This window comes from Streptomyces sp. NPDC058683, from assembly GCF_042716195.1.
GTDB lineage: Bacteria > Actinomycetota > Actinomycetes > Streptomycetales > Streptomycetaceae > Streptomyces.
Genome location: NZ_JBHXSK010000018.1, coordinates 25,527 through 50,063 on the forward strand (window position 1 = coordinate 25,527; position 24,537 = coordinate 50,063).

31 protein-coding genes are annotated in these 24,537 nt (G+C 68.1%); 28 read left to right on the forward strand and 3 right to left on the reverse strand.

The annotated features are described in order from the left end of the window. Window positions 1-126: 126 nt before the first annotated feature. Together tuf and ACFWXC_RS20885 are read left to right on the forward strand one after the other, a co-directional pair. A complete protein-coding gene (gene tuf / locus ACFWXC_RS20880; RefSeq protein ID WP_351693772.1) occupies window positions 127-1,320 on the forward strand; it encodes an elongation factor Tu in 1,194 nt (397 codons plus the stop codon). A gap of 186 nt (window positions 1,321-1,506) precedes the next feature. After that, window positions 1,507-4,488: a glycosyl hydrolase 115 family protein gene (locus tag ACFWXC_RS20885; protein ID WP_384480700.1), complete on the forward strand. Its 2,982-nt coding sequence runs from the start codon at window positions 1,507-1,509 to the stop codon at window positions 4,486-4,488. A 30-nt stretch (window positions 4,489-4,518) separates the two neighbouring features. Here ACFWXC_RS20885 and ACFWXC_RS20890 read toward each other — a convergent pair whose 3' ends face one another. Beyond that, a complete protein-coding gene (locus ACFWXC_RS20890; protein WP_384480702.1) occupies window positions 4,519-5,361 on the reverse strand; it encodes an FkbM family methyltransferase in 843 nt (280 codons plus the stop codon). An 896-nt stretch (window positions 5,362-6,257) separates the two neighbouring features. On the opposite strand from ACFWXC_RS20890, the gene ACFWXC_RS20895 reads away from it, so the two are divergent. Continuing rightward, entirely contained in the window at window positions 6,258-6,728 is a 471-nt protein-coding gene (locus tag ACFWXC_RS20895; RefSeq protein ID WP_384480939.1) for a hypothetical protein, read from the forward strand. On the opposite strand, the gene ACFWXC_RS20900 is transcribed toward ACFWXC_RS20895, so the two are convergent. Next, window positions 6,714-7,256 (reverse strand): isochorismatase family protein, encoded by a 543-nt coding sequence (locus ACFWXC_RS20900; RefSeq protein ID WP_384480705.1) that lies wholly within the window; start codon window positions 7,254-7,256, stop codon window positions 6,714-6,716. The two genes, ACFWXC_RS20895 and ACFWXC_RS20900, sit on opposite strands and share 15 nt — an antisense overlap. 30 nt (window positions 7,257-7,286) lie before the next feature. Then, window positions 7,287-7,631, reverse strand: a complete 345-nt coding sequence (locus ACFWXC_RS20905) for a hypothetical protein (protein WP_351748618.1) — start codon at window positions 7,629-7,631, stop codon at window positions 7,287-7,289. A 78-nt stretch (window positions 7,632-7,709) separates the two neighbouring features. On the opposite strand from ACFWXC_RS20905, the gene ACFWXC_RS20910 reads away from it, so the two are divergent. The 25 genes from ACFWXC_RS20910 (at window position 7,710) to rplR (ending at window position 24,533) form a co-directional block, all read left to right on the forward strand. Further along, window positions 7,710-8,357: a hypothetical protein gene (locus tag ACFWXC_RS20910; RefSeq protein WP_384480707.1), complete on the forward strand. Its 648-nt coding sequence runs from the start codon at window positions 7,710-7,712 to the stop codon at window positions 8,355-8,357. Between the two features lie 14 nt (window positions 8,358-8,371). Then, entirely contained in the window at window positions 8,372-8,830 is a 459-nt protein-coding gene (locus ACFWXC_RS20915) for a hypothetical protein (RefSeq protein ID WP_384480709.1), read from the forward strand. Between the two features lie 15 nt (window positions 8,831-8,845). Then, window positions 8,846-9,454 carry an SMI1/KNR4 family protein gene (locus ACFWXC_RS20920; protein ID WP_384480711.1) on the forward strand — a complete coding sequence of 203 codons (609 nt, stop codon included), beginning with the start codon at window positions 8,846-8,848 and terminating at the stop codon, window positions 9,452-9,454. Between the two features lie 17 nt (window positions 9,455-9,471). After that, a complete protein-coding gene (locus tag ACFWXC_RS20925; RefSeq protein WP_384480713.1) occupies window positions 9,472-9,786 on the forward strand; it encodes a hypothetical protein in 315 nt (104 codons plus the stop codon). 115 nt (window positions 9,787-9,901) lie between these two features. Further along, entirely contained in the window at window positions 9,902-14,485 is a 4,584-nt protein-coding gene (locus tag ACFWXC_RS20930; protein WP_384480715.1) for a DUF6531 domain-containing protein, read from the forward strand. 8 nt (window positions 14,486-14,493) lie between these two features. Further along, entirely contained in the window at window positions 14,494-15,084 is a 591-nt protein-coding gene (locus ACFWXC_RS20935; protein ID WP_384480717.1) for a hypothetical protein, read from the forward strand. A gap of 214 nt (window positions 15,085-15,298) precedes the next feature. Then, on the forward strand, window positions 15,299-15,565 hold the full coding sequence (locus ACFWXC_RS20940) for a hypothetical protein (protein ID WP_384480719.1): 267 nt from the start codon (window positions 15,299-15,301) through the stop codon (window positions 15,563-15,565). A 451-nt stretch (window positions 15,566-16,016) separates the two neighbouring features. Then, window positions 16,017-16,325 carry a 30S ribosomal protein S10 gene (rpsJ, locus tag ACFWXC_RS20945; RefSeq protein ID WP_003948644.1) on the forward strand — a complete coding sequence of 103 codons (309 nt, stop codon included), beginning with the start codon at window positions 16,017-16,019 and terminating at the stop codon, window positions 16,323-16,325. A 16-nt stretch (window positions 16,326-16,341) separates the two neighbouring features. Continuing rightward, the gene (gene rplC, locus ACFWXC_RS20950) at window positions 16,342-16,986 is read left to right on the forward strand and encodes a 50S ribosomal protein L3 (protein WP_352223084.1); all 645 of its coding nucleotides are present in this window, start codon (window positions 16,342-16,344) and stop codon (window positions 16,984-16,986) included. A gap of 7 nt (window positions 16,987-16,993) precedes the next feature. Beyond that, window positions 16,994-17,650 (forward strand): 50S ribosomal protein L4, encoded by a 657-nt coding sequence (gene rplD / locus ACFWXC_RS20955; RefSeq protein WP_384480721.1) that lies wholly within the window; start codon window positions 16,994-16,996, stop codon window positions 17,648-17,650. Then, window positions 17,650-18,069: a 50S ribosomal protein L23 gene (gene rplW, locus ACFWXC_RS20960; RefSeq protein WP_382528428.1), complete on the forward strand. Its 420-nt coding sequence runs from the start codon at window positions 17,650-17,652 to the stop codon at window positions 18,067-18,069. The genes rplD and rplW overlap by 1 nt, the downstream gene beginning before the upstream one ends. A gap of 38 nt (window positions 18,070-18,107) precedes the next feature. Further along, window positions 18,108-18,944, forward strand: a complete 837-nt coding sequence (rplB, locus tag ACFWXC_RS20965) for a 50S ribosomal protein L2 (RefSeq protein ID WP_189268841.1) — start codon at window positions 18,108-18,110, stop codon at window positions 18,942-18,944. A 12-nt stretch (window positions 18,945-18,956) separates the two neighbouring features. Beyond that, on the forward strand, window positions 18,957-19,238 hold the full coding sequence (rpsS, locus tag ACFWXC_RS20970; RefSeq protein WP_003948639.1) for a 30S ribosomal protein S19: 282 nt from the start codon (window positions 18,957-18,959) through the stop codon (window positions 19,236-19,238). A 44-nt stretch (window positions 19,239-19,282) separates the two neighbouring features. Then, window positions 19,283-19,630 carry a 50S ribosomal protein L22 gene (gene rplV / locus ACFWXC_RS20975; protein WP_003974262.1) on the forward strand — a complete coding sequence of 116 codons (348 nt, stop codon included), beginning with the start codon at window positions 19,283-19,285 and terminating at the stop codon, window positions 19,628-19,630. Then, window positions 19,630-20,457 (forward strand): 30S ribosomal protein S3, encoded by an 828-nt coding sequence (gene rpsC / locus ACFWXC_RS20980; RefSeq protein ID WP_217549193.1) that lies wholly within the window; start codon window positions 19,630-19,632, stop codon window positions 20,455-20,457. Before rplV ends, rpsC begins: the two co-directional genes overlap by 1 nt. A gap of 5 nt (window positions 20,458-20,462) precedes the next feature. Beyond that, entirely contained in the window at window positions 20,463-20,882 is a 420-nt protein-coding gene (rplP, locus tag ACFWXC_RS20985; protein WP_030788270.1) for a 50S ribosomal protein L16, read from the forward strand. Next, complete coding sequence (rpmC, locus tag ACFWXC_RS20990; RefSeq protein ID WP_010036720.1) at window positions 20,882-21,106, forward strand: 50S ribosomal protein L29; 225 nt, start codon at window positions 20,882-20,884, stop codon at window positions 21,104-21,106. The genes rplP and rpmC overlap by 1 nt, the downstream gene beginning before the upstream one ends. Then, window positions 21,106-21,396 carry a 30S ribosomal protein S17 gene (gene rpsQ, locus ACFWXC_RS20995; protein ID WP_384480725.1) on the forward strand — a complete coding sequence of 97 codons (291 nt, stop codon included), beginning with the start codon at window positions 21,106-21,108 and terminating at the stop codon, window positions 21,394-21,396. Before rpmC ends, rpsQ begins: the two co-directional genes overlap by 1 nt. Before the next feature lie 131 nt (window positions 21,397-21,527). Next, window positions 21,528-21,896 carry a 50S ribosomal protein L14 gene (rplN, locus tag ACFWXC_RS21000; protein ID WP_003992364.1) on the forward strand — a complete coding sequence of 123 codons (369 nt, stop codon included), beginning with the start codon at window positions 21,528-21,530 and terminating at the stop codon, window positions 21,894-21,896. Window positions 21,897-21,898: 2 nt separating this feature from the next. Continuing rightward, window positions 21,899-22,222 (forward strand): 50S ribosomal protein L24, encoded by a 324-nt coding sequence (gene rplX, locus ACFWXC_RS21005; RefSeq protein ID WP_030967306.1) that lies wholly within the window; start codon window positions 21,899-21,901, stop codon window positions 22,220-22,222. After that, window positions 22,222-22,779: a 50S ribosomal protein L5 gene (gene rplE / locus ACFWXC_RS21010; protein WP_089099429.1), complete on the forward strand. Its 558-nt coding sequence runs from the start codon at window positions 22,222-22,224 to the stop codon at window positions 22,777-22,779. Before rplX ends, rplE begins: the two co-directional genes overlap by 1 nt. Before the next feature lie 5 nt (window positions 22,780-22,784). Beyond that, complete coding sequence (locus tag ACFWXC_RS21015; RefSeq protein WP_003948630.1) at window positions 22,785-22,970, forward strand: type Z 30S ribosomal protein S14; 186 nt, start codon at window positions 22,785-22,787, stop codon at window positions 22,968-22,970. A gap of 213 nt (window positions 22,971-23,183) precedes the next feature. Then, window positions 23,184-23,582: a 30S ribosomal protein S8 gene (rpsH, locus tag ACFWXC_RS21020; protein ID WP_089099428.1), complete on the forward strand. Its 399-nt coding sequence runs from the start codon at window positions 23,184-23,186 to the stop codon at window positions 23,580-23,582. A 24-nt stretch (window positions 23,583-23,606) separates the two neighbouring features. Beyond that, window positions 23,607-24,146, forward strand: coding sequence for a 50S ribosomal protein L6 (gene rplF, locus ACFWXC_RS21025; protein WP_384480728.1), 540 nt, complete (start codon window positions 23,607-23,609; stop codon window positions 24,144-24,146). 3 nt (window positions 24,147-24,149) lie between these two features. Continuing rightward, window positions 24,150-24,533, forward strand: coding sequence for a 50S ribosomal protein L18 (gene rplR / locus ACFWXC_RS21030; protein WP_089099426.1), 384 nt, complete (start codon window positions 24,150-24,152; stop codon window positions 24,531-24,533). Window positions 24,534-24,537: the final 4 nt, after the last annotated feature.

The following is a 24,537-nucleotide window of genomic DNA, read 5'->3' on the forward strand; positions in this document are numbered from 1 at the left end:
CCCGGAGCCTCACGGGCCGTTCCTCCGCATTCGTGGCGGAATGGCCCGGGGCCCGGGAACCAACAGCAAAGATCACCTGGCGCCGATCGAATCAAGGCGTACAGAACCACTCCCAGGAGGACCCCAGTGGCGAAGGCGAAGTTCGAGCGGACTAAGCCGCACGTCAACATCGGCACCATCGGTCACATCGACCACGGTAAGACGACCCTCACGGCCGCCATTACCAAGGTGCTGCACGACGCGTACCCGGACCTGAACGAGGCCACCGCGTTCGACAACATCGACAAGGCGCCCGAGGAGCGTCAGCGCGGTATCACCATCTCCATCGCGCACGTCGAGTACCAGACGGAGACCCGTCACTACGCCCACGTCGACTGCCCGGGTCACGCGGACTACATCAAGAACATGATCACCGGTGCCGCGCAGATGGACGGTGCGATCCTCGTCGTCGCCGCCACCGACGGCCCGATGCCGCAGACCAAGGAGCACGTGCTCCTGGCCCGCCAGGTCGGCGTGCCGTACATCGTTGTCGCCCTGAACAAGGCCGACATGGTGGACGACGAGGAGATCCTGGAGCTCGTCGAGCTCGAGGTCCGTGAGCTCCTCTCCGAGTACGAGTTCCCGGGCGACGACCTGCCGGTCGTCAAGGTCTCCGCGCTCAAGGCCCTCGAGGGCGACGCCGAGTGGACCCAGTCCGTCCTCGACCTGATGAAGGCCGTCGACGAGTCCATCCCGGAGCCCGAGCGTGACGTCGACAAGCCGTTCCTGATGCCGATCGAGGACGTCTTCACGATCACCGGTCGTGGCACCGTCGTCACCGGTCGTATCGAGCGTGGTGTCCTCAAGGTCAACGAGACCGTCGACATCATCGGTATCAAGACCGAGAAGACCACCACCACGGTCACCGGCATCGAGATGTTCCGCAAGCTGCTCGACGAGGGCCAGGCCGGTGAGAACGTCGGTCTGCTCCTCCGTGGCATCAAGCGCGAGGACGTCGAGCGCGGCCAGGTCATCATCAAGCCGGGTTCGGTCACGCCGCACACCGAGTTCGAGGCGACCGCGTACATCCTGTCCAAGGACGAGGGTGGCCGTCACACGCCGTTCTTCAACAACTACCGCCCGCAGTTCTACTTCCGTACCACGGACGTGACCGGCGTCGTGACCCTCCCCGAGGGCACCGAGATGGTCATGCCGGGCGACAACACCGACATGAAGGTGGAGCTGATCCAGCCCATCGCCATGGAGGAGGGCCTGAAGTTCGCCATCCGTGAGGGTGGTCGCACGGTGGGCGCCGGCCAGGTCACCAAGATCAACAAGTGATCTCGGCCCGCAAGGGCTGACCCGGTAGGTATCTGAGAGGCCCGTACGACTCCGGTCGTACGGGCCTTTCGGTGTGTCCGGCGTCCCGAAACTATTCGGCGCGTACGACCCCTGGCTCCCGGGAGCCACTCGCCCCACCATTTGTCATGCCGCTGACCAAATTCGGGTGGAGGGGTGGGGTGCGCCATGTCTGTGCGCCGTAGAACCGTGCTGGGTGCCGCTGCCGTACCGGTGCTCTCGCCGGGGATCGCGTGGCCGGACGCGGCCGGCGGTGGGCCGCGGGTGACGGACCCCGGGGCGTACATCTCCTTCACCGGCGGGGCGTTCTCCCTCGTCGGCGCCCCGGTCGTGGTGAGCGCCCAGGAGCACCCCGGAGTCGTACGGGTGGCGGGCGACCTTCGTGCCGACATCGAGCGGGTGACCGGCGTCCGGCCGGGCTCGACGGTCGCCCGGCACGTGGTGCTCGTCGGCACGATCGGCCGCAGTCCGCTGATCGACGGCCTGGTGGCGTCCGGCAAGCTGGACGTGACGGGGGTCCGGGGCCGTTGGGAGACCTCGCTCCAGGCGGTGGTCGAGCATCCGCTGCCCGGCGTGGAGAAGGCCTTCGTCATCGCGGGCAGCGACCCGCGCGGCACGATCTTCGGGGCGTACGACGTCTCGTACGGCATCGGGGTCTCGCCCTGGTACTGGTGGGACGACGTACCGCCGGTCCACCGCGACCGGGTGTGGGTGCTGCCGGGCCGCCACACCCAGGGCACGCCGGCGGTGAAGTACCGCGGGTTCTTCATCAACGACGAGAACCCGGCGCTCGGGACCTGGGCGCCGGCCCATTTCGGGCCCGGCAAGGCCCCCGGCCACCCGGGCGGCTTCAATGCGGACTTCTACGCGCGCGTCTTCGAGGTGCTGCTCCGGCTGAAGGGCAACTACCTCTGGCCGGCGGTGTGGGGGCGGGCGTTCGCGGAGGACGACCCGGAGAACCACCGCAGGGCCGCCGAGTACGGCGTTGTCATGGGCACGTCTCATGAGGCGCCGATGATGCGGGGGATCGAGGAGTGGAACCGCCACGCGGCCAACGGGACCGACCCCTACGGGGGCACCGGCGAATGGTCGTACCTCCGCAACCCGACGGCCATCAGGGCCTACTGGCGGGCCGGCATCCAGCGGATGGCCGACCAGGGCTTCGAGGGCGTGGTCACCCTCGGCATGCGCGGCAACGGCGACACCGGCCTCCCCGACGGCGACGGCATCGAGCTGATGCGGGAGATCATCGCGGCACAGCGGGGGATCATCGAGGAGGTCACGGGCCGGCCGGCCGCCGAGACCCCCCAGGTGTGGACGCTCTACAAGGAGGTCCAGCGCTACTGGGACCGGGGGCTGCGGGTCCCCGACGACGTCACCGTGGTCCTGACCGACGACAACTGGGGCAACATCCGCAAGCACCCGTCCCCGGCGGAGCCCCGGAGCGGCGGACACGGCCTGTACTACCACTTCGACTACGTCGGTGCCGGCCGCAACTACAAGTGGGTCGACACGGCCAACCTCCGCAACGTCTGGGACCAGCTCCACCAGGCGCACGCCTACGGCAACCACGGCCTGTGGGTGGCCAACGTGGGCGACCTGAAGGGCAACGAACTGCCGACCCAGTTCTTCCTCGACTACGCCTGGAACCCGGACCGTTGGGACATCGACCGGCTGGCTGAGTGGGAACGGGGATACGCGCGCCAGAACTTCGGCGAGGAGGCGGCCCGGGAGGCAGCCGAAGTGCTCGCCGCCTACGGCCGGTTGCAGGCGCGCCGCAAGCCGGAGCTGCTCAACCGCCGGATCACGCTCGCGGACGACGGCCAGGTGGTGTACGACGACCGGCAGACGCCCTTCTCCTTCGAGCACCGTGAGCTGGAGCGGGTGACGCAGGAGTGGCGGGAGCTGGGGAGAAGGGCGACGCGGATCGAGCGGCGGCTGCCGGCGGCGGTACGGGACGCGTGGTTCGAACTGGTCGGGTACGCGGTGACGGCGACCGCCAACCTGTACGCGCTGCGGGAGGCCGAGTTCACGAACCTGCGCTACGCCCGTGAGGGCAGAGCGGCGGCCAACGACCGTGCGGCGGAGGCGGAGCAGGGCCTGCTGCGGGACTTCGCCCTGGCCGAGCGCTTCAACTCCGCTGTGGCGGGCGGCAAATGGCAGGGCTTCCAGACCCAGCCGCACATCGACTACGGGGACGTGGACCGGTACGGCCCCAACGCGCCCTGGCAGCAGCCGGAGAAGGACAACGTGGCCCTGCCGGACGTCCTGTTCCCGGCGGTACGGCGGATCGAGGTGCCGGAGGCCGCGGGGCTGGGGGTGTCGGTGGACGGGGGCGGAGACGGGGACACGCCCGGTCTGCCGTCGTTCAGCCCGTACCAGACCCGGCCGCAGCAGTACGTCGAGGTGTTCAACCGGGGCCGTACCCCCTTCGACTACCGGGTGGAGACGTCGGTGCCCTGGCTGCGGGTGGACCGTCCCCGGGGCCGGGTGGCGCGGCAGGTCCGGGTGGAGGTGCGGGTGGACTGGTCCCGGGCACCGGCCGGCCGGTCCGCGGGATCGCTGACGGTGAGCGGGGCGGGGGAGTCGGTGACGGTGGGGTGCGTCGCGGAGAAGCCGTCGGCGCGAGGGCTGCGGGGCTTCGTCGAGGCGGGCGGCTATGTGGCGATCGACGCGGAGCACCACGACCGTGCGGTGGGCGGCTGGCGCCGGCTGGAGGGGATCGGCCGGACCGGCGCGGGGATGGCGGCGTGGCCGGTGACGGGGGGCTGGGGAGACGCGTGGCCCCTGCTGGAGTACGAGGTGACCCTGCTGTCGGCGGGGGAGGTGACGGTGTGGGCGTACCTGTCCCCGCGGAATCCGGCCCTGCCGGCGACGGCCGGCCTGCGCTACGCGCTGTCCTTCGACGACGACCGTCCCCAGCCGGTGGACATCACCGCGGGCGCGGACGACGGCCTGCTGAACGTGGTGTGGGCGCGCAACACGTCGGACAACGTGAACCGGACGGCGACTCGCCACACGGTGGGATCGGGCGTCCACCGCCTGAAGTTCTGGGCGGTGGATCCCACGGTGGTGGTGCAGCGGCTGGTGATCGACACGGGCGGGCTGACACCGACGTGTCTGGGGCCGCTGGAGAGCCGGCGGGTCTAGGCGATGCGCCGGCCGCCCGCGGGGACGGCCTCAGTCCTTAGGGGCGAAGAGCAGGTTCCGGGTGCGCGGGGGGCGGGGCTCGTACCAGGGCACCAGCGTGCCGTCGGCCTCGGTGATCCAGTGGGCGTCGTAGCCGAGCGGCTCGAACTCGCCGAAGAGGTCGTCGAGGGGGGCGTTGACCAGGGCCTCGATCACCAGGGCCGGCCGGTCGCGCTTCAGCACCTGGCGGGCCCCGTGCAGCACGGACATCTCGTGGCCCTCCACGTCGATCTTGACGAGGTCCAGCTTGGTGTCGGCGAACACCTCGTCGAGCGTGACGAGCTGGATGTGCTGGAGCCGGGCGTCGGCGGCGACGCCCTCCAGGGTCGACCCGGTGGACAGCAGGTTCCCGGAGAAACGGACGCTGATGTCGGCCCAGCCCGGTTTGCTGGAGACGCCGGCCTGGTGGAGTTTGACGTTCTGGACGCCGTTCGACCGGACGTTCACGGACAGCCGCGAGTGAATCTGATCGACCGGCTCGAAGGAGTGCACCTTCGCTTTCGGATTGGCGTGTGCGGCGATCATCGAGAAGTAGCCGACATGGGCACCGACGTCCGCGATCGTCGCGCTCCGCGCGGCCAGCCGGGACCAGGTGCCGAGGGTTCCGGGCTCGTAGCCGAACGTCCCGTTCCACAGGGTGTCCATGGCGACCGCATCGTCGTTCACGCAGAACATCACAAACGGCGGACAGTACGGCGACTCGATGTCGACGTAGCCGCGGTACGGGAACTTCTTGCGGTGTTCGCGGATGATGTCCTTGGTGGTGACCGGCCTGACCGATGGTGCGTGGGCCAGCATGCGGGCGTTGGCGGCTTCGACCTCGGAAATACGCATTGGGCGATGGTAAAGCCAGGGTGAGAAAATGTCACAGGGTTTGGAAATGATCAGAAAGGGCACCTCACAGGTTTTCGTGGGCGGCATTTTCGGAGGTTGTTCATTCTTAATAACCCGGAATTAACCCGTCCTTTTGCTTGGGGTGCAGGCGCTCGCGCCGCGTGGACCGACGGCCTTCATCTGACGACTGCTGGGGGAGACATGATCCGCACGACCACGGCCGGCGAATGAGGTACGCCCGCGAGTTGTTCGCGCCGCTCGGCGGTGTGGTGGCGGTAGGCGCGCTGAACGCGACCGGCACCTGGTCGTTCGCGGATGTCTCGGTCGGCGCGTTCCTGGAGGGCAGACGGCGGCAGTGGGACCGCCTCTTCGCCGCCGTCTGCTCGCTCTGCGCGTTCGACGGTGACGAGGCCAGGGCGACCGCCGACGAGATGGGCTACTTCCGCGACTACGAGCTGTCGCCGCCGGACCTCGTCCTGTGGTCCGCCGCACTGACGGGGGCCGAGAGCCTCCACGACCCGTCGCCGCCGGTCGTCCGCCGTATGTGCCGCATGGCGGCCGATCTCCAGCTGACCGAGTTCCTGGACCTGTTGGTGGCGGTGGCCCTCGACGCCGGCACGGACGCGGCCCAGGGCGCACCCCAGGTCACCGAGATCCTCACCGCCGCCTGCGACCTGGCGGACCCGGCCGGGAACACCGCCCCTTCCCACGTCCACCGCATGTGGCGAGTCGCCCGCCTGCCGTCGACGCTCCGCCCGGACTCACCCACTCCGGACCACGTCAAGGCGGGTCTCCGGTCCTACGACAGGACGCTGGAGGAACTGCTCGGCGGTCCACCGGAGCGCAGCTACCGCTATGTCGGCCCCGCCGGACTCGCCGTCACGGCACGGCAGTCCATGGCCCCCGGAACCCGGATCGCGTCCGTCGCCGACTTCGAGTCGTGGGCCGGACGGCAGTCACCGGCGGACCTTGCCGAGCCGTTCACGTACGTCGTCGGCCTCGACGGGCGGCTGCGGCTGGCCCCCCGCCGCAGCGAGCACGTGGCCTGTGCGGGCGGAGCGCCCGTACTCGGCGCCGGAGAGATCACCTTCGTACGCGAGCCGGGTCGGTGGGCGGTGGGTGAGGTGAGCAACCAGTCGACGGGTTACTGCCCCGACGTCACGTCCTGGCCGGCCGTGGCCCGCGCCCTCGACGGCATCCCGCTCCGCCGCCCCGCCGCCTTCACCCACGAGGTGGTGTTCCGCCGCTGCCCGGCCTGCGCGGAGCACAACATCGTCCGAGAGGCCGACTTCGTCTGCGTCTTCTGCGGCGGTGCACTGCCGGAGGCCTGGAACGTGGACGACGCCGACGGCTCAGCTCGCCGGTGAGGCGTCGAAGCGGATCTCCGCCGCCGGAGCGACCGCGACCGACCGTCCCGCGTACTGGATGACCGAGAAGATCCCGTTGTGGTGGGCGACGATCTGCGCGGCCGTCGGTTCGGCGCCGGCCGGGCGTTCGATCGTCGTGTGGCCGTCGGCGACGAGGACGAGGTCGTAGCCGTGGGAGAGGGCGCTGCGGCTGGTGGAGTCGACGCAGTAGTCGGAGGCGCAGCCGGTGACGACGAGACGGTGTACGGCCAGCCCGGCCAGGACCTCACCGAGCGCCGTGCCGAGGAAGGAGTCCGCGCTGTCCTTGTCGAGGACGACGTCCCCCGGCCGGGGCGTCAGCGTCGGATGGACTTCGAGCCACTCCGGGGGCACCTCGGTGAACCGCTGCCGTAGGTAGACGACCGGTACGCCGGCCGCGCGGGCCCGCTCCGCGAGCCCGGCGACCCTGTCCAGGCAGGCCTCGCCGTCGTGGGCGTCCTTCAACAGGGCGCGCTGCATGTCGATGATGAGCAGTGCGGTGTCCGGCATACGGAGAGACCTGTCCAGGGAGAGCGCGTGCTACTCCGCCTTGTTCCCGCCACCGCCCTGCTGCTGTTCCTCCGGCCGTACCGCGTCCTTCGCCTTCTTCGCGAGGTCGTCGTCCAGCTTCTTGAACTCGCGGACCACGGTGTCGGACATGTCGGCGAGCGAGTCGATCTGCTTGGTGATGTCCTCGCGGCCGTCGTGCCAGTTGGACTCGAAGTCGTCGAGGGCGTCGTAGACCGTGCCGCTGCCGACATCGTCCTTGTAGGACTCGAACATCTTCTTGGTGTGGTTGAGACGTTCCTTGATGGAGCGCAGCTGACGGCCGTAGTCCTCCAGCTCGCTCAGCGGTATCGCGAGATCGCTCTTGCCCTTGCCCACGTGACCGTCCCCCGTTCGCGCATCTCGTAGTCTGGCCGCTGCGTACATCACACCATCGGACGGGGGACGGCGTACACCATGGCCCGCTATATGGAGACGCTCACCATCGAGCGCGGCGGATTCCGGATCAAGGTGCCGGAATCGTGGTGGGAGTTCGACGTACGGCCGGAGTCGCGGGACGACTCCATCCGGCGGATGGTGAACGAGCGGGTGGCCCAGCACCCGGAGCTGGCGCAGTACCGGGACACCTACGTCGGCTTCCTGCGCAAGTCCGCGGCCGACGCGTGGAAGTCGGGCGCGATGTACTGCGGTTGCATGGCGGAGAGCTTCGGCGGGGACACCCCGATCACGGGCTCGGTCACGGTGTCGCTGGTCGGCGGCCGGACGCGCGAGGGCGCGCCGCTCTCCAACGACCCGGCCGCCATCGCCGCCCAGCTCGCGCCGAAGGAGGCGCACCGGGAGGGCGACTCCTGGCGCAAGGTGACGACCGTCGACATCCCCGGGGTGGGCCCGGCCGCCCGGACGTACGGCATCGAGGACATCCCGATCCCCGAGGACAGCCTCAACCGCACGATCCGCGCGGTCCTGATGCAGACGTTCATCCCGGTCCCCGGCCAGGAGGGCAAGGTCGCCCTGGTCGCCGGCAGCAGCCAGGTCCTGGACCTGGCCGACTCCTTCTTCGACATCTTCGACGCGGTCACCTCGACTTTCCGCTTCGCGGACTGAGCGGGCCGGTTTCCTTGGACTGGGGGACCGGCGAGGGACTGCTGGCGCTAGGTGACCCTGCCGAGTGGGATGCCGCGTTCGAGCGCGGCGAGGATCATCTCGGTACGGCGGTGATCGGGCTGGCGTTCCACTGCCCGCTGGAGGCGGCGTCGCCCCGGATCCTCAAGGTGATGGGGTTCCCGGACGGCCTCCAGCGGACCAACGCCTTCGTCGCTGCCGGGCACGCGGCGCGGCTGAACGGCGGTCTGACCCCGGAGCTGTTCGCGGCCTTGCGGGCCGAGGGCCTCGGCAGCGTTGCGGAGCACCCGATCAGGGACACGCTGACCTTCGTGCCGTTCCGGGACCTGCCGCCCTGGTTCAGGCGCCTGCGGGTGTACGTGACGGTGCGGAACAAGCTGGAGTACTGGTGGCTGCGCTCCGTGGACGCCATCGAAGACGGCCGGCGGATCCTGCGCGGTCACCGCCACCGCTGAACGGACGGAGACGCCGTGACGACGACCGCACGCGAAGAGCTGCTACGACTCGTACCGCCGCAGCCGTCGACGGATGCCACCGTGGACGCCGTCGACTGGGAAGGGGTGGAGGACGAGCTCGGAATCTCCCTGCCCGACGACTACAAGTGGCTGTCGGAGCGGTACGGGCCGGGCGGTTTCGACAACTTCATGACCATCCTGCATCCGCATTCACGGTTCTGGCCGACACGCCTGGTCGACGCCACCGAACGAGCCGCCGAGCTGCTGGAGCAGATGCCGGAGGACTTGCAGCAGAGAATCCCGCACCGGATCGATCGACTTCTGGCGGTCGGGAAGACCGACAACGGCGACACGATCTACTGGGTCACCGAACCCCAAGCAGCCCCGGACGAATGGACCGTCACGGCGAACGGGGCACGCAACACCAAGTGGCCCCACTTCGACGGCGGACTCGTGGAGTTCCTCGTGGCCGTCCTCTCCGGCGCAACCCGCATGGACGTGTTCCCCAGCGACTTCCCCAGCGCCCGTCCCGCCTTCGCACCGCAGCCGGATCCGGCCACTGTCCGCCGCCGCCCGAAGACGCAGCGGCCCGACCACCCGACGCGAGAACGGGCACCGGAATGAGAACCGAGGAATTTCTTGTGGCGCTGGACCGGGGAATGCTGGAGTTCTTCCGGGAGATCACCGAAGTACTGGTGACCAGGTTCGGTGTTTCTCCCGGAGAGGCGGTGGCGCGGGTCAACGCGGCCTTGGAAGGCGCGGAGACAGGACCCTATCCGGATCTCATGTGCCATGAGTTTCCTGAGTTCTGGGCCTACGGGCTCTACTTCGACCCCAAGGAGGGGAGGACACCGGACGGGGATCCCGAAGAGGACCTGTCCGGCTGGGACGTGCGTCCGGCGCCGCCGAAGGGTTCACGCTTCTGGACCGTCGGCGACCGCCCTGGCGCCGCCTGAGGCCCGGTCCACGGCCCAGCCTGACCGCCGGTCTTCACCTCGAACGGCCGTTCCTTGTAAGTTCGCGTGTGCACAGGCTTGTTGACGGGACGCACGCGACGGGGGTTGCGGGGTTATGGCGGGGTATCGTCCGGCGGACTGGCATCCACTCGATCTCGACCGGGACCCGACCCCGGGTGACCCGCAGCGTGTCCGTTCCCTCGCCCAGCAGCTGCACGACTTCGCCGACGACGTCTCCGACGCCCTGCGTCTGGTCAAGGGCATGGCCGGCGAGGAGACCCTGCTGGAGTGGGCGGGCAAGTCGGCGGAGGTGTTCAAGGAGCAGTTCAAGGACGTTCCGAAGAACCTGAAGAAGCTGAAGAAGTCGTACGAGATGTGCGGCGACGCGCTCGCGGACTACTGGCCGAAGCTGGAGCGCGCGCAGGCCCTGGCCGACAAGGCCCTGGCCAAGGCTAAGGAAGCCCAGAGCGACCTCAGCTCCGCCAAGTCCCGGCTGTCGTCGGCCGATTCGTGGGTGACCCGCGCCGGCAAGGAAGCCGACAAGTACAAGGACGATCCCACCGGCAGCAAGTCGGACGGTGACAAGCCGGACGAGGCGAAGGTGCGGGCCGCCACCCGGGACGTGCAGAGCGCCAAGTCCGCGCACACCCAGGCCCAGTCGGACGTCACCACCGCCCAGAACGCCCTCGATGCCGCGAAGAAGATGGCCGAGGACGCCCGGAAGATGCGGGACGACGCGGCGGGTGAGGCGAAGCGGAAGATCGACGAGGCGTCCGACGCGGGGATCCCGAACCGGCACTGGTGGCAGGACGTCGGTCACTGGTTCGAGGACAACTGGGACACCATCGTCACCGTCTGCAAGGTCGTCGTCGCGGTCGTCGGCATCATCGCGCTGATCATCGGCGGGCCGATCCTCGGTGCGATCGTGCTGGTGGCGGCCCTCGTCGTGCTTGCCGACACGCTCTACAAATACTCCAACGGGCAGGCATCCCTATGGGACGTGGCGTTCGCGGCGCTGGACTGCATACCCGGCGGCAAAGGCATCACCAGCCTCGGCAAGCTCGCCAAGGGAATGAAGGGGCTGAAGAACCTCAAGGGCGGGCTGAAGGGCATGGAGCTGGGGGTGAAGGGGCTCGGGCGGAGTACCCGTGCCCTGGGTCGGCAGATGAAGAAGCTCTTCACCTGCGGCGACCCCATCGACATGGCCACCGGCCAGATGGTCATGTCCGCCACCGACGTCCAGCTGGACGGCGTACTTCCGCTGGTGCTCGAACGCCACTACCGCACCGGAGGCCGGAGCGGACGACTGTTCGGAGCGAGCTGGACCTCCACCCTCGACCAGCGGCTGCTGCTCGATGCCACCGGGGTGCGGTTCGCGACCGCGGACGGGATGGTGCTCCAGTATCCGAGGCCGGAGCCGGGCATGGACCTGCCTCCCGTGGAGGGTCCGTACTGGCCTCTGAGCTGGGACGGGACCCCGGGCGGTGATCTGACCGTCCACCAGCCCGAAAGCGGGCTGACCCTGTTCTTCCGTCCGGTTCCCGGCGGCGCCGAGGATGAACTGCCCCTGGTCGCCCTCCGTGACCGTAACGACAACAGCGTGACCGTCTCCTACGACGCGGACGCAATGCCCACGGAGGTCCGCCATCACGGTGGCTATCGGATCGGCGTGACCACGTTGCGTCGACGGATCACCGCCCTGGCCCTGCTCAACGCCTCCGAACAGCCCGTTCTCCTGCGCTACGGCTACGACACCGACGGCAATCTCGCGGAGATACGTGACTCCTCGGACCGTCCGCAGCGATTTCACTACGACGACCGGCGCCGGATCACCGGCTGGGAGGACCGCGCCGGAGCCTGGTACCGGTACATGTACGACGACCAGGACCGTTGCGTGGCCACGCGGGGCGTCGACGGCGTCCTCGACTATTCCTTCGCGTACGAGGACGAGACACGGGAGACCACCGCCGTCAACTCGCTCGGGCATACCACCCGATACCGGTTCAACGATGCCTACCAGTTGCTGGCCGAGACCGACCCGCTCGGTCATACGGTCCTCCAGGAGTGGGACCGACGTGACCGGTTGCTGTCACGCACCGACGCGCTGGGCCGGACGATCCGTCTCGACTGGGACCCGGCGGGCAATCTCGTCGAAGTACGCCTGCCGGACGGGGCCACGTCCACCTGGCGGTACAACGACCTGAACCTGATGGTCGAGACGGTGGGATACGGCGGCTCGGTCATCCGGCAGGACTGGGACGAGCGGGGCAACTGCACGGCGCTGACCGCCGAGGACGGAGCCGTCACGCGCTTCACACGCGACCCGAGCGGAGCTCTGGCTTCGGTGACGGACGCGCTGGGCGCGGTGACCTCCTTCGTCAACAACCCCGCGGGCCAGCCAGTCGCAGTGACGAACCCGCTCGGCGCGGTGACCCGGGCCGCCTACGACCCCTTCGGGCGGCGCGCCGGCATCGTGGACCCGATGGGTGCCACAACCCGCTTCACCTGGACCGTCGAGGGCCGTCTGGAGGCCAGAACCGACCCGGACGGGGCAAGCGAGTCCTGGACGTACGACGGTGAGGGCAACATGCTCACCCGCACCGATGCGGTCGGCCGGACCACTCGGTGCGCCTACGGGCCACTGGGCGTGCTCTCCGCGCGCATCGCGGCCGACGGGGCCCGCCACACGTTCGTGCACGACACCGAACTGCGCCTGGTCCAGGTCGTCGGACCGCACGGACTGACCTGGGACTACACCTACGACACCGTCGGCCGGCTCGTCAGGGAGTCGGACTTCGACGGCCGTGCCATCGACTACGCCTATGATTCCGCGGGCCAACTCATCAGTCGTACCAACGCGTTGGGCCAGTCGACCGTGTTCGCCTACGACATCGCCGGCAATCAGTGCCGGAAGACGGTGGACGGCAGAACGACCCGCTACGCCCACGACGCCGCCGGGCGCGTCCTGGAGGCCGCAAGCCCGGACGTGACCCTGACGTACGTCTACGATCCGATCGGCCGGATCACCGGCGAGACCGCGGACGGACGTGCACTCACGACCGCGTACGACGCCCTGGGCCGCCCTGTCCGGCGCGCGACCCCGGGCGGTGCCGTCACCACGTACGCCTATGACGCGGCGGGAAACCGGACGGAGCTGACGGCGTCGGGCCGCACGCTGTTCTCGGAGTACGACGCACTCGGGCGGGAGACCGCCCGCAGCATGGGCACCGCGGGACTCGCGCTCCACCAGAGCTGGGACGCCAACCATCGCCTCACCGCTCAGAGCCATACCGCCCCCGGCACCCGGCGCCGGACCATCGACCGCGGCTACACGTACGGGCCGGACGGCCTCCCGACCTCGGCATCCGACCTGCACACCGGACACCGTCGCTTCGACCTGGACGCGGGGGGACGCGTCACTGCGGTGCTCGCGACGGACTGGACCGAGACCTACGCCTACGACCCGGCGGGCAACCAGGCCCGGGCCACATGGCCCGACCGGCAGCCCGCCGCCGAGGCCCGCGGCGACCGGGACCGGTCCGGCACCCGCGTCACCCGCGCCGGCTCCGTCCACTACGAGTACGACGCCGCGGGACGGATCGTCCTACGGCGTCGTACCAGGTTGTCGCGCAAGCCCGACATCTGGCGGTACGCCTGGGACGGCGAGGACCGGCTCACGAGCGTCACCACGCCGGACGGCACCGTGTGGCGCTATGTGTACGACTCCCTGGGGCGGCGCGTCGCCAAGCAGCGGCTGGCCGCCGTCGACGGAACGGACGCCCCGGCCGCCGTGCTGGAAGAGATCCGTTTCACCTGGGACGGACCGCACCTCGTGGAGCAGACGTCGTACGGCGCCGACAGCGACCGGGAAGTGACCCTCACCTGGGACCGCGACGGTCTGGTCCCTGTCGCACAGACGGAACGCACCGTCCTTGCCGAGGCCCCGCAGGACCTCATCGACGAACGCTTCTTCGCCGTCGTCGGCGATCTCGTCGGAACTCCGACGGAACTCGTCGACGAGGACGGGGAGATCGCCGGGAGATCGACCGCCACCTTGTGGGGCCTGGCGACATGGGAGCCGTCCGGCGCGGGCACGCCCCTTCGCTTCCCCGGTCAGTACTTCGATCCCGAGTCCGGGCTGCACTACAACAACCTGCGGCACTACGACCCGGCCACGGCCGCGTACCTCAGTCCGGACCCGCTGGGGCTGGAGGCCGGACCCGACGCCCATGCCTACGTACCCAATCCCCTGCTGTGGGTCGACTATCTGGGCCTGATCTGCCACTCCAAGATTCTCCGGGGGAACATGGAGGCAGAGGGCGTCGTCTTCCAGGCGGGACAGGCCGCGGCCCACATCGTGCCGTCCACGCTGAACCGGGTGGTCGGGCGCACCGCGGACAGCCGCGCGATCCTGTCGAGGTACGGAGTCGATATCGACGAGGCGGCGAACGGCATCCCCTTGGGGCACGCGCGCCCGCACAACTTCACGCACACCGACGCCTTCCTGCTGCGCCTGAACCAGCACCTGACGGACGTGGAGGCGCAGGGAATCGCTGCGGGGCTCAGCAAGGCGAAGATGGGCGACCTGATCCGTTCGGAATTGCGGACCGTCGGGCAGCAGGTCAAGCATGAACTCTCACCCGGTCAGATGGTGAACGGCGGCCCGGCGCCGACCGCACGCTGGACAAGGCTCCCCTAGAAGGCGGCATGACTACTGAAGGCATCGAAGAGCACCGCTCCGTATACCGCCTCCTGCCGAGCATGGCCGATTTCCAGCTCCTCCACTTCGGAGACGAGGTCGTGGACCTCCTGCGCTGGCAGCGCGGCGGCTCCGACGGGCCGCATCCCATGCAGTTCGCGGCGGAGTGGGTGGGTGATCCGGGGTGGCCGAAGAACGAGTTCCCCAACGGAGGCCCCAGCTTGCCGGTCCTGAGCCGCCGTATCGCCGATCTGCTGCAGGGCGACCTGCAGGGGGCCGGAAAGCTGCTGCCGGTGGCGATCAAGGACGCGGACGACGACTACCTGCTGTACCTCGTCGAGCGGGTGGCCGACTGCCTGGACAGCGAGAAGTCCTCGCCTCCCGACGCGATCGGCCGGATCAGGGAGTCGGTCTTCCGGGCGGACGACATCCCCGCCGACGTCCCGGCCTTCCGTACCACCGCCTTTCCCACGGCCGTCTGCTGGAACGGCTGGGCCGCGCGACTGCTGAGCGGGCTGCTCGGGGAGCAGCTGGAGTGCCGGCTGGTGTGGTCGCAGGACCCCGGGCAGGTACCGCACCCTGATCCCTGGGGATTCTGAGCAGCTTCGAGATCATGGTCGACGTAAGCGCTGAATTGAGTCAGCTGGCCGATCTGGACGGGCTCACCGGGCAGGCTGTGGAGGAAGTTCTCGTCGGCGCGGGGTGGGCGGGGGAGCGCAGGAATCCCGCGAAGGCGTGGGCGACCACCTGGCGGCGCGACGGTGCGAGCGCGTGGGTTCAGGGTGACGTGCCCGTGGAGATGCCCTGTCCGAGTTGCCGGGTGTCGTCTCGCAGCTGACGTCCGGAGCTCTCGGACCCCGGCTCCGGGCATCCGACCGGGACCTGACCGGCGGCGAGGACTTCGTCGACCACCGGGCGTGGACGGTCGCGGACAAGGCCGTGCTGGCCGGGGTCAAGCACGGTGACACCGACGCGCCCGTCCAGCTCGTCGTCGTACTGCGTGCAGACGACCCGGATGCCGACGACGCCGATGCCGACGACACCGATGACGAGGACGGCGAGGACGAAGACTGGCTGTGAGTGGCCCGGCGCCCGGATCGACCTCGTGTTTGACCTACGTCACCCTGGGGGTATTCTCTCCGGCCCGATTGGCCAGGCCCCTGCCCGCTGTGGCAGACTGTCGGAGTTGCTCGGTCGAGCGTTGATGCTGTGCGCCTCCCGCCGGGAGGACCGGAAGCGAGTCCCACAGTACTCGTCGTCCTAACTGCCTTACGGCAGCACTGGGGCGGACGTACGGGAATCTTTCGGGAAGTGCGGTGCGGCACCGGCCAGGCACCCGGTGGGCCTTCCGCCCCCGGCTTGCGGTTCCGGAAGGGCCGTGTGCATTCCCCGCAGGGATGTTCGAACAAGGGGCATCTGTGTCAGCGGGAGCGCGACACGCCCGACCGCGTGGGTCGGAGAGAACGAAGGCAGCAGCAGGGAATCCGCCGGGTTCCAGAGCGTTAAACAGAGACAGGACTACTGAGTAGCCATGGCGGGACAGAAGATCCGCATTCGGCTCAAGGCCTACGACCACGAGGTCATCGACTCCTCGGCGAAGAAGATCGTCGAGACGGTGACCCGAACTGGTGCGTCGGTCGCGGGCCCGGTGCCGCTGCCCACTGAGAAGAACGTGTACTGCGTCATCAAGTCGCCGCACAAGTACAAGGACTCGCGCGAGCACTTCGAGATGCGCACCCACAAGCGCCTGATCGACATCCTCGACCCGACCCCCAAGACCGTTGACTCTCTGATGCGACTCGACCTCCCGGCCGGTGTCGACATCGAGATCAAGCTCTAGGGCCGGTGATCTGAGAATGGCTAAGCAGATCAAGGGCATCCTGGGCGAGAAGCTCGGCATGACGCAGGTGTGGGACGAGAACAACCGTGTTGTTCCGGTCACCGTCGTCAAGGCCGGCCCCAACGTCGTCACCCAGGTCCGTACCAACGACGTCGACGGCTACGAGTCGGTCCAGATCGCCTTCGGCGAGATCGACCCGCGCAAGGTGAACAAGCCCCTCAAGGGTCACTTCGCGAAGGCCGACGTCACCCCCCGTCGCCACCTCGTCGAGATCCGGACGGCCGACGCCACCGAGTACACCCTCGGTCAGGAAGTCACCGCCGAGGTCTTCGAGGCCGGCGTGAAGGTCGACGTCACCGGCAAGAGCAAGGGCAAGGGCTTCGCCGGTGTCATGAAGCGTCACAACTTCAAGGGCCTCGGCGCCGGTCACGGCACCCAGCGCAAGCACCGCTCTCCCGGTTCCATCGGTGGCTGCGCCACCCCGGGCCGCGTGTTCAAGGGCCTCCGCATGGCGGGTCGCATGGGCAACGAGCGGGTCACCACCCAGAACCTGACCGTCCACGCCGTTGACGCGGAGAAGGGTCTGCTGCTCATCAAGGGCGCGGTTCCCGGTCCGAACGGCGGCCTCGTCCTGGTCCGCACCGCGGCCAAGGGGGCCTGAGGTACCGATGAGCACTGTTGACATCCTTTCGCCTGCGGGCGAGAAGACCGGCACCGTCGAGCTCCCCGCGGAGATCTTCGGCGTGGAGAACATCAGCATCCCGCTGATTCACCAGGTCGTCGTCGCGCAGAACGCCGCTGCCCGTCAGGGCACGCACAAGACCAAGACCCGCGGTGAAGTCCGTGGTGGCGGCAAGAAGCCGTACCGCCAGAAGGGCACCGGCCGCGCCCGTCAGGGTTCGACCCGCGCCCCGCAGTTCGCCGGCGGTGGCGTCGTCCACGGCCCGCAGCCGCGTGACTACTCGCAGCGCACCCCGAAGAAGATGAAGGCCGCCGCTCTGCGGCACGCCCTCACCGACCGGGCGCGTCACAACCGCATCCACGTCGTCTCCGGCGTGATCGAGGGCGAGAACCCCAGCACCAAGGCCGCTCGCACGCTGTTCGGCAAGATCTCGGAGCGCAAGAACCTGCTCCTGGTCGTCGACCGCGCCGACGAGGCCGCGTGGCTGTCCGCCCGCAACCTGCCCCAGGTCCACATCCTGGAGCCGGGCCAGCTGAACACGTACGACGTGATCGTCTCGGACGACGTGGTCTTCACCCAGGCCGCCTTCGAGTCCTTCGTCGCCGGCCCGAAGGCCAACGACACCGAAGGGACCGAGGTCTGATGGCTACCCGTCACCCGAGCATCGCCTCGAAGGCCGCCAAGGCCGCCAAGGCCGCGCGCGTCGCCAAGGCGCGCCGCCACGAGGCCGAGGGCAAGAACACCGTCGAGACCCCGCTGAGCAAGTCCTTCACGGACCACCGTGACGTGCTGCTCAAGCCGGTCGTCTCGGAGAAGAGCTACGCGCTTCTCGACGAGGGCAAGTACACGTTCGTCGTCGCCCCGGGCGCCAACAAGACCCAGATCAAGCAGGCCGTCCAGGCGGTCTTCGACGTCAAGGTCACCGGGGTCAACACCCTCAACCGCCAGGGCAAGCGCAAGCGCACCAAGACCGGTTTCGGTCAGCGCGCGGGCTCCAAGCGCGCGATCGTGACCCTCGCCGAGGGCGACCGTATCGACATCTTCGGCGGTCCGACCGCGTAAGCGGGTCGGATCGTCCGATATCGGACGAGGACTGAGAAATGGGAATCCGCAAGTACAAGCCGACTACGCCGGGCCGTCGTGGCGCCAGCGTCGCCGACTTCGTCGAGGTCACGCGGTCCACGCCGGAGAAGTCGCTGGTCCGCCCGCTGCACAGCAAGGGCGGCCGTAACAACGCCGGTCGTGTGACCGTTCGCCACCAGGGTGGCGGACACAAGCGCGCCTTCCGAGTGATCGACTTCCGTCGTCACGACAAGGACGGCGTGCCGGCGAAGGTCGCGCACATCGAGTACGACCCCAACCGCACCGCGCGCATCGCGCTGCTGCACTACGCGGACGGCGAGAAGCGCTACATCCTCGCCCCGCGCAACCTGCAGCAGGGCGACACCGTGGAGAACGGTCCCGGGGCCGACATCAAGCCGGGCAACAACCTGGCCCTCCGCAACATCCCGGTCGGTACCACGATCCACGCGATCGAGCTCCGTCCCGGTGGTGGCGCCAAGTTCGCCCGTTCCGCGGGTGCCTCGGTGCAGCTGCTCGCCCGTGAGGGCGCCATGGCGACCCTCCGTATGCCGTCCGGCGAGATCCGCATGGTGGACGCGCGCTGCCGCGCCACCGTCGGTGAGGTCGGCAACGCCGAGCAGTCGAACATCAACTGGGGCAAGGCCGGCCGCAAGCGGTGGCTGGGCGTTCGCCCGACCGTCCGTGGTGTCGTCATGAACCCGGTCGACCACCCGCACGGTGGTGGTGAGGGCCGGACGTCCGGTGGTCGTCACCCCGTCTCCCCGTGGGGCAAGAAGGAAGGTCGTACTCGTTCGCCCAAGAAGGCGTCGAACAAGTACATCGTCCGCCGCCGCAAGACGAACAAGAAGCGTTAAGGACTGGTTGAGATGCCTCGTAGCTTGAAGAAGGGGCCCTTCGTAGACGACCACCTGATCAAGAAGGTGGATGTCCAGAACGAAGCCGGCACCAAGAACGTCATCAAGACCTGGTCCCGTCGCTCGATGATCGTCCCGGCCATGCTCGGCCACACGATCGCGGTGCACAACGGCAAGACCCACATCCCGGTGTTCGTCACCGAGTCGATGGTCGGCCACAAGCTCGGCGAGTTCTCGCCGACCCGCACCTTCCGGGGCCACGTCAAGGACGACCGGAAGTCGAAGCGCCGCTAGTAGCGGATCGCATTCAGACACGTAAGTAACTGAGAGGGACAACCATGGAAGCCAGGGCCCAGGCGCGGTACATCCGCGTTACGCCCATGAAGGCCCGCCGCGTGGTGGACCTTATCCGTGGCATGGACGCCACGGAGGCTCAGGCTGTTCTGCGATTCGCTCCGCAGGCAGCCTCCGTGCCGGTCGGCAAGGTGCTCGACAGCGCCATCGCCAACGCCGCGCACAACTACGACCACACCGACGCCGACAGCCTCTTCATCTCCGAGGCGTACGTCGACGAGGGTCCGACCCTGAAGCGGTTCCGTCCGCGTGCTCAGGGCCGTGCCTACCGGATCCGCAAGCGGACCAGCCACATCACCGTGGTCGTCAGCAGCAAGGAAGGAACCCGGTAATGGGCCAGAAGGTTAACCCGCATGGGTTCCGGCTCGGCATCACCACGGACTTCAAGTCCCGGTGGTACGCCGACAAGCTGTACAAGGACTACGTCAAGGAAGACGTCGCCATCCGTCGGATGATGACGTCCGGCATGGAGCGCGCCGGTATCTCGAAGGTCGAGATCGAGCGCACCCGTGACCGTGTCCGCGTGGACATCCACACCGCGCGTCCGGGCATCGTCATCGGCCGCCGCGGCGCCGAGGCCGACCGCATCCGCGGTGACCTGGAGAAGCTGACCGGCAAGCAGGTCCAGCTGAACATCCTCGAGGTCAAGAACCCGGAGACGGACGCTCAGCTGGTGGCCCAGGCCGTCGCCGAGCAGCTGTCCTCTCGCGTCTCCTTCCGTCGGGCCATGCGCAAGAGCATGCAGTCCGCCATGAAGGCCGGCGCCAAGGGCATCAAGATCCAGTGCGGTGGCCGCCTCGGCGGCGCCGAGATGTCCCGTTCGGAGTTCTACCGCGAGGGCCGCGTGCCCCTGCACACGCTCCGCGCGAACGTGGACTACGGCTTCTTCGAGGCCAAGACGACCTTCGGCCGCATCGGTGTGAAGGTCTGGATCTACAAGGGCGACGTCAAGAACATCGCCGAGGTCCGCGCCGAGAACGCCGCTGCCCGCGCCGGCAACCGCCCGGCCCGTGGCGGTGGCGCTGGTGACCGCCCGGCCCGTGGTGGCCGTGGTGGCGAGCGGCGCGGTCGCAAGCCGCAGCAGGCTCCCGCTGCCGAGGCCCCCCAGGCCGAGGCCGCTGCCGCTCCGGCTGCTGAGAGCACCGGAACGGAGGCCTGACCGACATGCTGATCCCCCGTAGGGTCAAGCACCGCAAGCAGCACCACCCGAAGCGTCGTGGTGAGGCCAAGGGCGGTACCACGGTCGCGTTCGGCGAGTACGGCATCCAGGCCCTCACGCCGGCGTACGTGACCAACCGCCAGATCGAAGCGGCTCGTATCGCGATGACCCGCCACATCAAGCGTGGCGGCAAGGTCTGGATCAACATCTACCCGGACCGCCCGCTGACGAAGAAGCCTGCCGAGACCCGCATGGGTTCCGGTAAGGGTTCTCCGGAGTGGTGGATCGCGAACGTGCACCCGGGCCGGGTCATGTTCGAGCTGTCCTACCCCAACGAGAAGATCGCCCGTGAGGCCCTGACTCGCGCAGCCCACAAGCTGCCGATGAAGTGCCGGATCGTCAAGCGCGAGGCAGGTGAAGCGTGATGTCGGCCGGTACCAAGGCGTCCGAGCTGCGCGAGCTGGGCAACGAGGAGCTGCTGAACAAGCTCCGCGAGGCCAAGGAAGAGCTGTTCAACCTCCGCTTCCAGGCGGCGACGGGTCAGCTCGAGAACCACGGTCGGCTGAAGGCCGTCCGTAAGGACATCGCGCGGATCTACACCCTGATGCGTGAGCGCGAGCTGGGCATCGAGACGGTGGAGAGCGCCTGATGAGCGAGAGCAACGTGACCGAGAACACCACGACCGAGGCGCGCGGTTTCCGCAAGACCCGTGAGGGTCTCGTCGTCAGCGACAAGATGGACAAGACCGTCGTCGTCGCCGTCGAGGACCGCGTCAAGCACGCGCTGTACGGCAAGGTCATCCGCCGTACGAACAAGCTCAAGGCGCACGACGAGCAGAACGCCGCGGGCGTCGGCGACCGTGTCCTCCTCGCGGAGACCCGGCCGCTGTCCGCCACGAAGCGCTGGCGCATCGTCGAGATCCTCGAGAAGGCCAAGTAGGTAGTTCCCGTAAGGGAATTACAAAAAGTACGTTCCTGCGGGGCATTCCTCGCAGGACAGTTCCGCCAGGCTCGGCAGGGGTTCCGTAACAGGACCCCTGCCGGGAACCGGCAGACACACAGGAGATAGACGTGATCCAGCAGGAGTCGCGACTGCGCGTCGCCGACAACACTGGTGCGAAGGAAATCCTTTGCATCCGTGTGCTCGGTGGCTCCGGTCGCCGCTACGCGGGCATCGGTGACGTCATCGTCGCCACCGTCAAGGACGCGATCCCCGGCGGCAACGTGAAGAAGGGTGACGTCATCAAGGCGGTCATCGTTCGCACCGTCAAGGAGCGCCGCCGTCCGGACGGCTCGTACATCCGCTTCGACGAGAACGCCGCTGTCATTCTCAAGAACGACGGCGACCCTCGTGGCACCCGTATCTTCGGCCCGGTGGGCCGTGAGCTGCGCGAGAAGAAGTTCATGAAGATCATCTCGCTGGCTCCGGAGGTGCTGTAAGCATGAAGATCAAGAAGGGCGACCTGGTCCAGGTCATCACCGGCAAGGACAAGGGCAAGCAGGGCAAGGTCATCGCGGCCTACCCCCGCGAGGACCGCGTCCTGGTCGAGGGTGTCAACCGGGTCAAGAAGCACACCAAGGCCGGTCCGACCGCTCGCGGTTCGCAGGCCGGCGGCATCGTCACGACCGAGGCGCCCGTCCACGTCTCCAACGTCCAGCTGGTCGTTGAGAAGGACGGCAACAAGGTCGTCACGCGTGTCGGTTACCGCTTCGACGACGAAGGCAACAAGATCCGCGTTGCCAAGCGGACGGGTGAGGACATCTGATGGCTACCACCACTGCTCCGCGTCTGAAGCTGAAGTACCGCGAGGAGATCGCGGGCAAGCTGCGTGACGAGTTCAAGTACGAGAACGTCATGCAGATCCCCGGCCTCGTCAAGATCGTGGTCAACATGGGTGTCGGCGACGCCGCCCGTGACTCGAAGCTGATCGACGGCGCGATCCGCGACCTGACCACCATCACCGGTCAGAAGCCGGCCGTCACCAAGGCCCGTAAGTCCATCGCGCAGTTCAAGCTGCGTGAGGGCCAGCCGATCGGTGCCCACGTCACGCTCCGTGGCGACCGCATGTGGGAGTTCCTGGACCGCACCCTGTCGCTCGCGCTGCCGCGCATCCGCGACTTCCGTGGTCTGTCCCCCAAGCAGTTCGACGGCCGTGGCAACTACACCTTCGGTCTCACGGAGCAGGTCATGTTCCACGAGATCGACCAGGACAAGATCGACCGCACCCGGGGTATGGACATCACCGTGGTGACCACGGCGACCAACGACGCTGAGGGCCGCGCGCTCCTTCGTCACCTCGGCTTCCCGTTCAAGGAGGCGTGAGCGAGATGGCGAAGAAGGCTCTGATTGCCAAGGCTGCTCGCAAGCCGAAGTTCGGTGTGCGTGGCTACACCCGCTGCCAGCGCTGTGGCCGCCCGCACTCCGTGTACCGCAAGTTCGGCCTGTGCCGCGTGTGCCTTCGTGAGATGGCTCACCGTGGCGAGCTGCCGGGCGTGACCAAGAGCTCCTGGTAATCCCCCTTTTAGGGATTCCGGAGGCTCTCGGTAAGCAATGGGCGTGTCAGGTGCCCACCCCTTGATGGCTTAGGCTTGGAGGGTTGGGCGCCTGACGGTCGCCCGTACGACTTACTACGCCGTAGGTCCACCGCGCCGCACCCGCCCCGTCTCGGATCGGGGAGAGGGATGGCGCACCAGGAAACCCCGGCGAGAGAGGCCACAGGCCAATTCATGACCATGACTGATCCGATCGCAGACATGCTGACGCGTCTGCGGAACGCGAACTCGGCGTACCACGATTCCGTGACGATGCCGGCGTCCAAGATCAAGTCTCACATCGCGGAGATCCTCCAGCAGGAGGGCTTCATCACGGGCTGGAAGGTCGAGGACGCCGAGGTCGGCAAGAACCTCGTCCTGGACCTGAAGTTCGGTCCCAACCGTGAGCGCTCCATCGCGGGCATCAAGCGGATCTCCAAGCCCGGTCTCCGGGTGTACGCGAAGTCCACCTCCCTGCCCAAGGTGCTGGGTGGCCTCGGCGTGGCGATCATCTCCACGTCCCACGGGCTCCTCACCGACAAGCAGGCCGGCAAGAAGGGCGTAGGCGGAGAAGTCCTCGCCTACGTCTGGTAGCAGAAGGGAACGGAGGAAACAGCTATGTCGCGTATCGGCAAGCTCCCCATCGCGGTTCCCGCCGGCGTGGACGTCACCATCGACGGTCGCACGGTGAAGGTCAAGGGCCCCAAGGGCGAGCTGACCCACACCATCGTGGCTCCGATCGACATCGCCAAGGGCGAGGACGGCACTCTCGCGGTGACCCGCCCCAACGACGAGCGTCAGAGCAAGGCCTTGCACGGCCTGTCCCGCACGCTGGTGGCGAACATGATCACCGGCGTGACCCAGGGTTACGTGAAGAAGCTCGAAATCAGTGGTGTCGGTTACCGCGTGACCGCCAAGGGTTCGAACCTTGAGTTCGCGCTCGGTTACAGCCACCCGATCCTGGTCGAGGCCCCCGAGGGCATCTCCTTCAAGGTGGAGAACCCGACCCGCTTCCAGGTCGAGGGCATCGACAAGCAGAAGGTCGGCGAGGTTGCGGCCAACATCCGCAAGCTGCGCAAGCCCGACCCGTACAAGGCCAAGGGCGTCAAGTACGAGGGCGAAGTCATCCGCCGCAAGGTCGGAAAGGCGGGTAAGTAAGCCATGGCATACGGACAGAAGATCCTCAAGGGCGACGCCTACAAGCGCGCCGCGATCAAGCGCCGTCACATCCGGATTCGCAAGAACATTTCCGGTACGGCGGAGCGTCCTCGTCTGGTCGTTACCCGCTCGAACCGCCACATCGTGGCCCAGGTGATCGACGACATCAAGGGTCACACCCTGGCGTCGGCGTCCACGCTGGACACCTCGGTCCGTGGTGGCGAGGGTGACAAGTCCGCGCAGGCCAAGCAGGTCGGCGCCCTGGTCGCCGAGCGTGCCAAGGCCGCCGGTGTCGAGGCCGTGGTGTTCGACCGTGGTGGTAACCAGTACGCCGGGCGCATCGCCGCCCTGGCGGACGCCGCCCGCGAGGCCGGGCTCAAGTTCTGAGCCG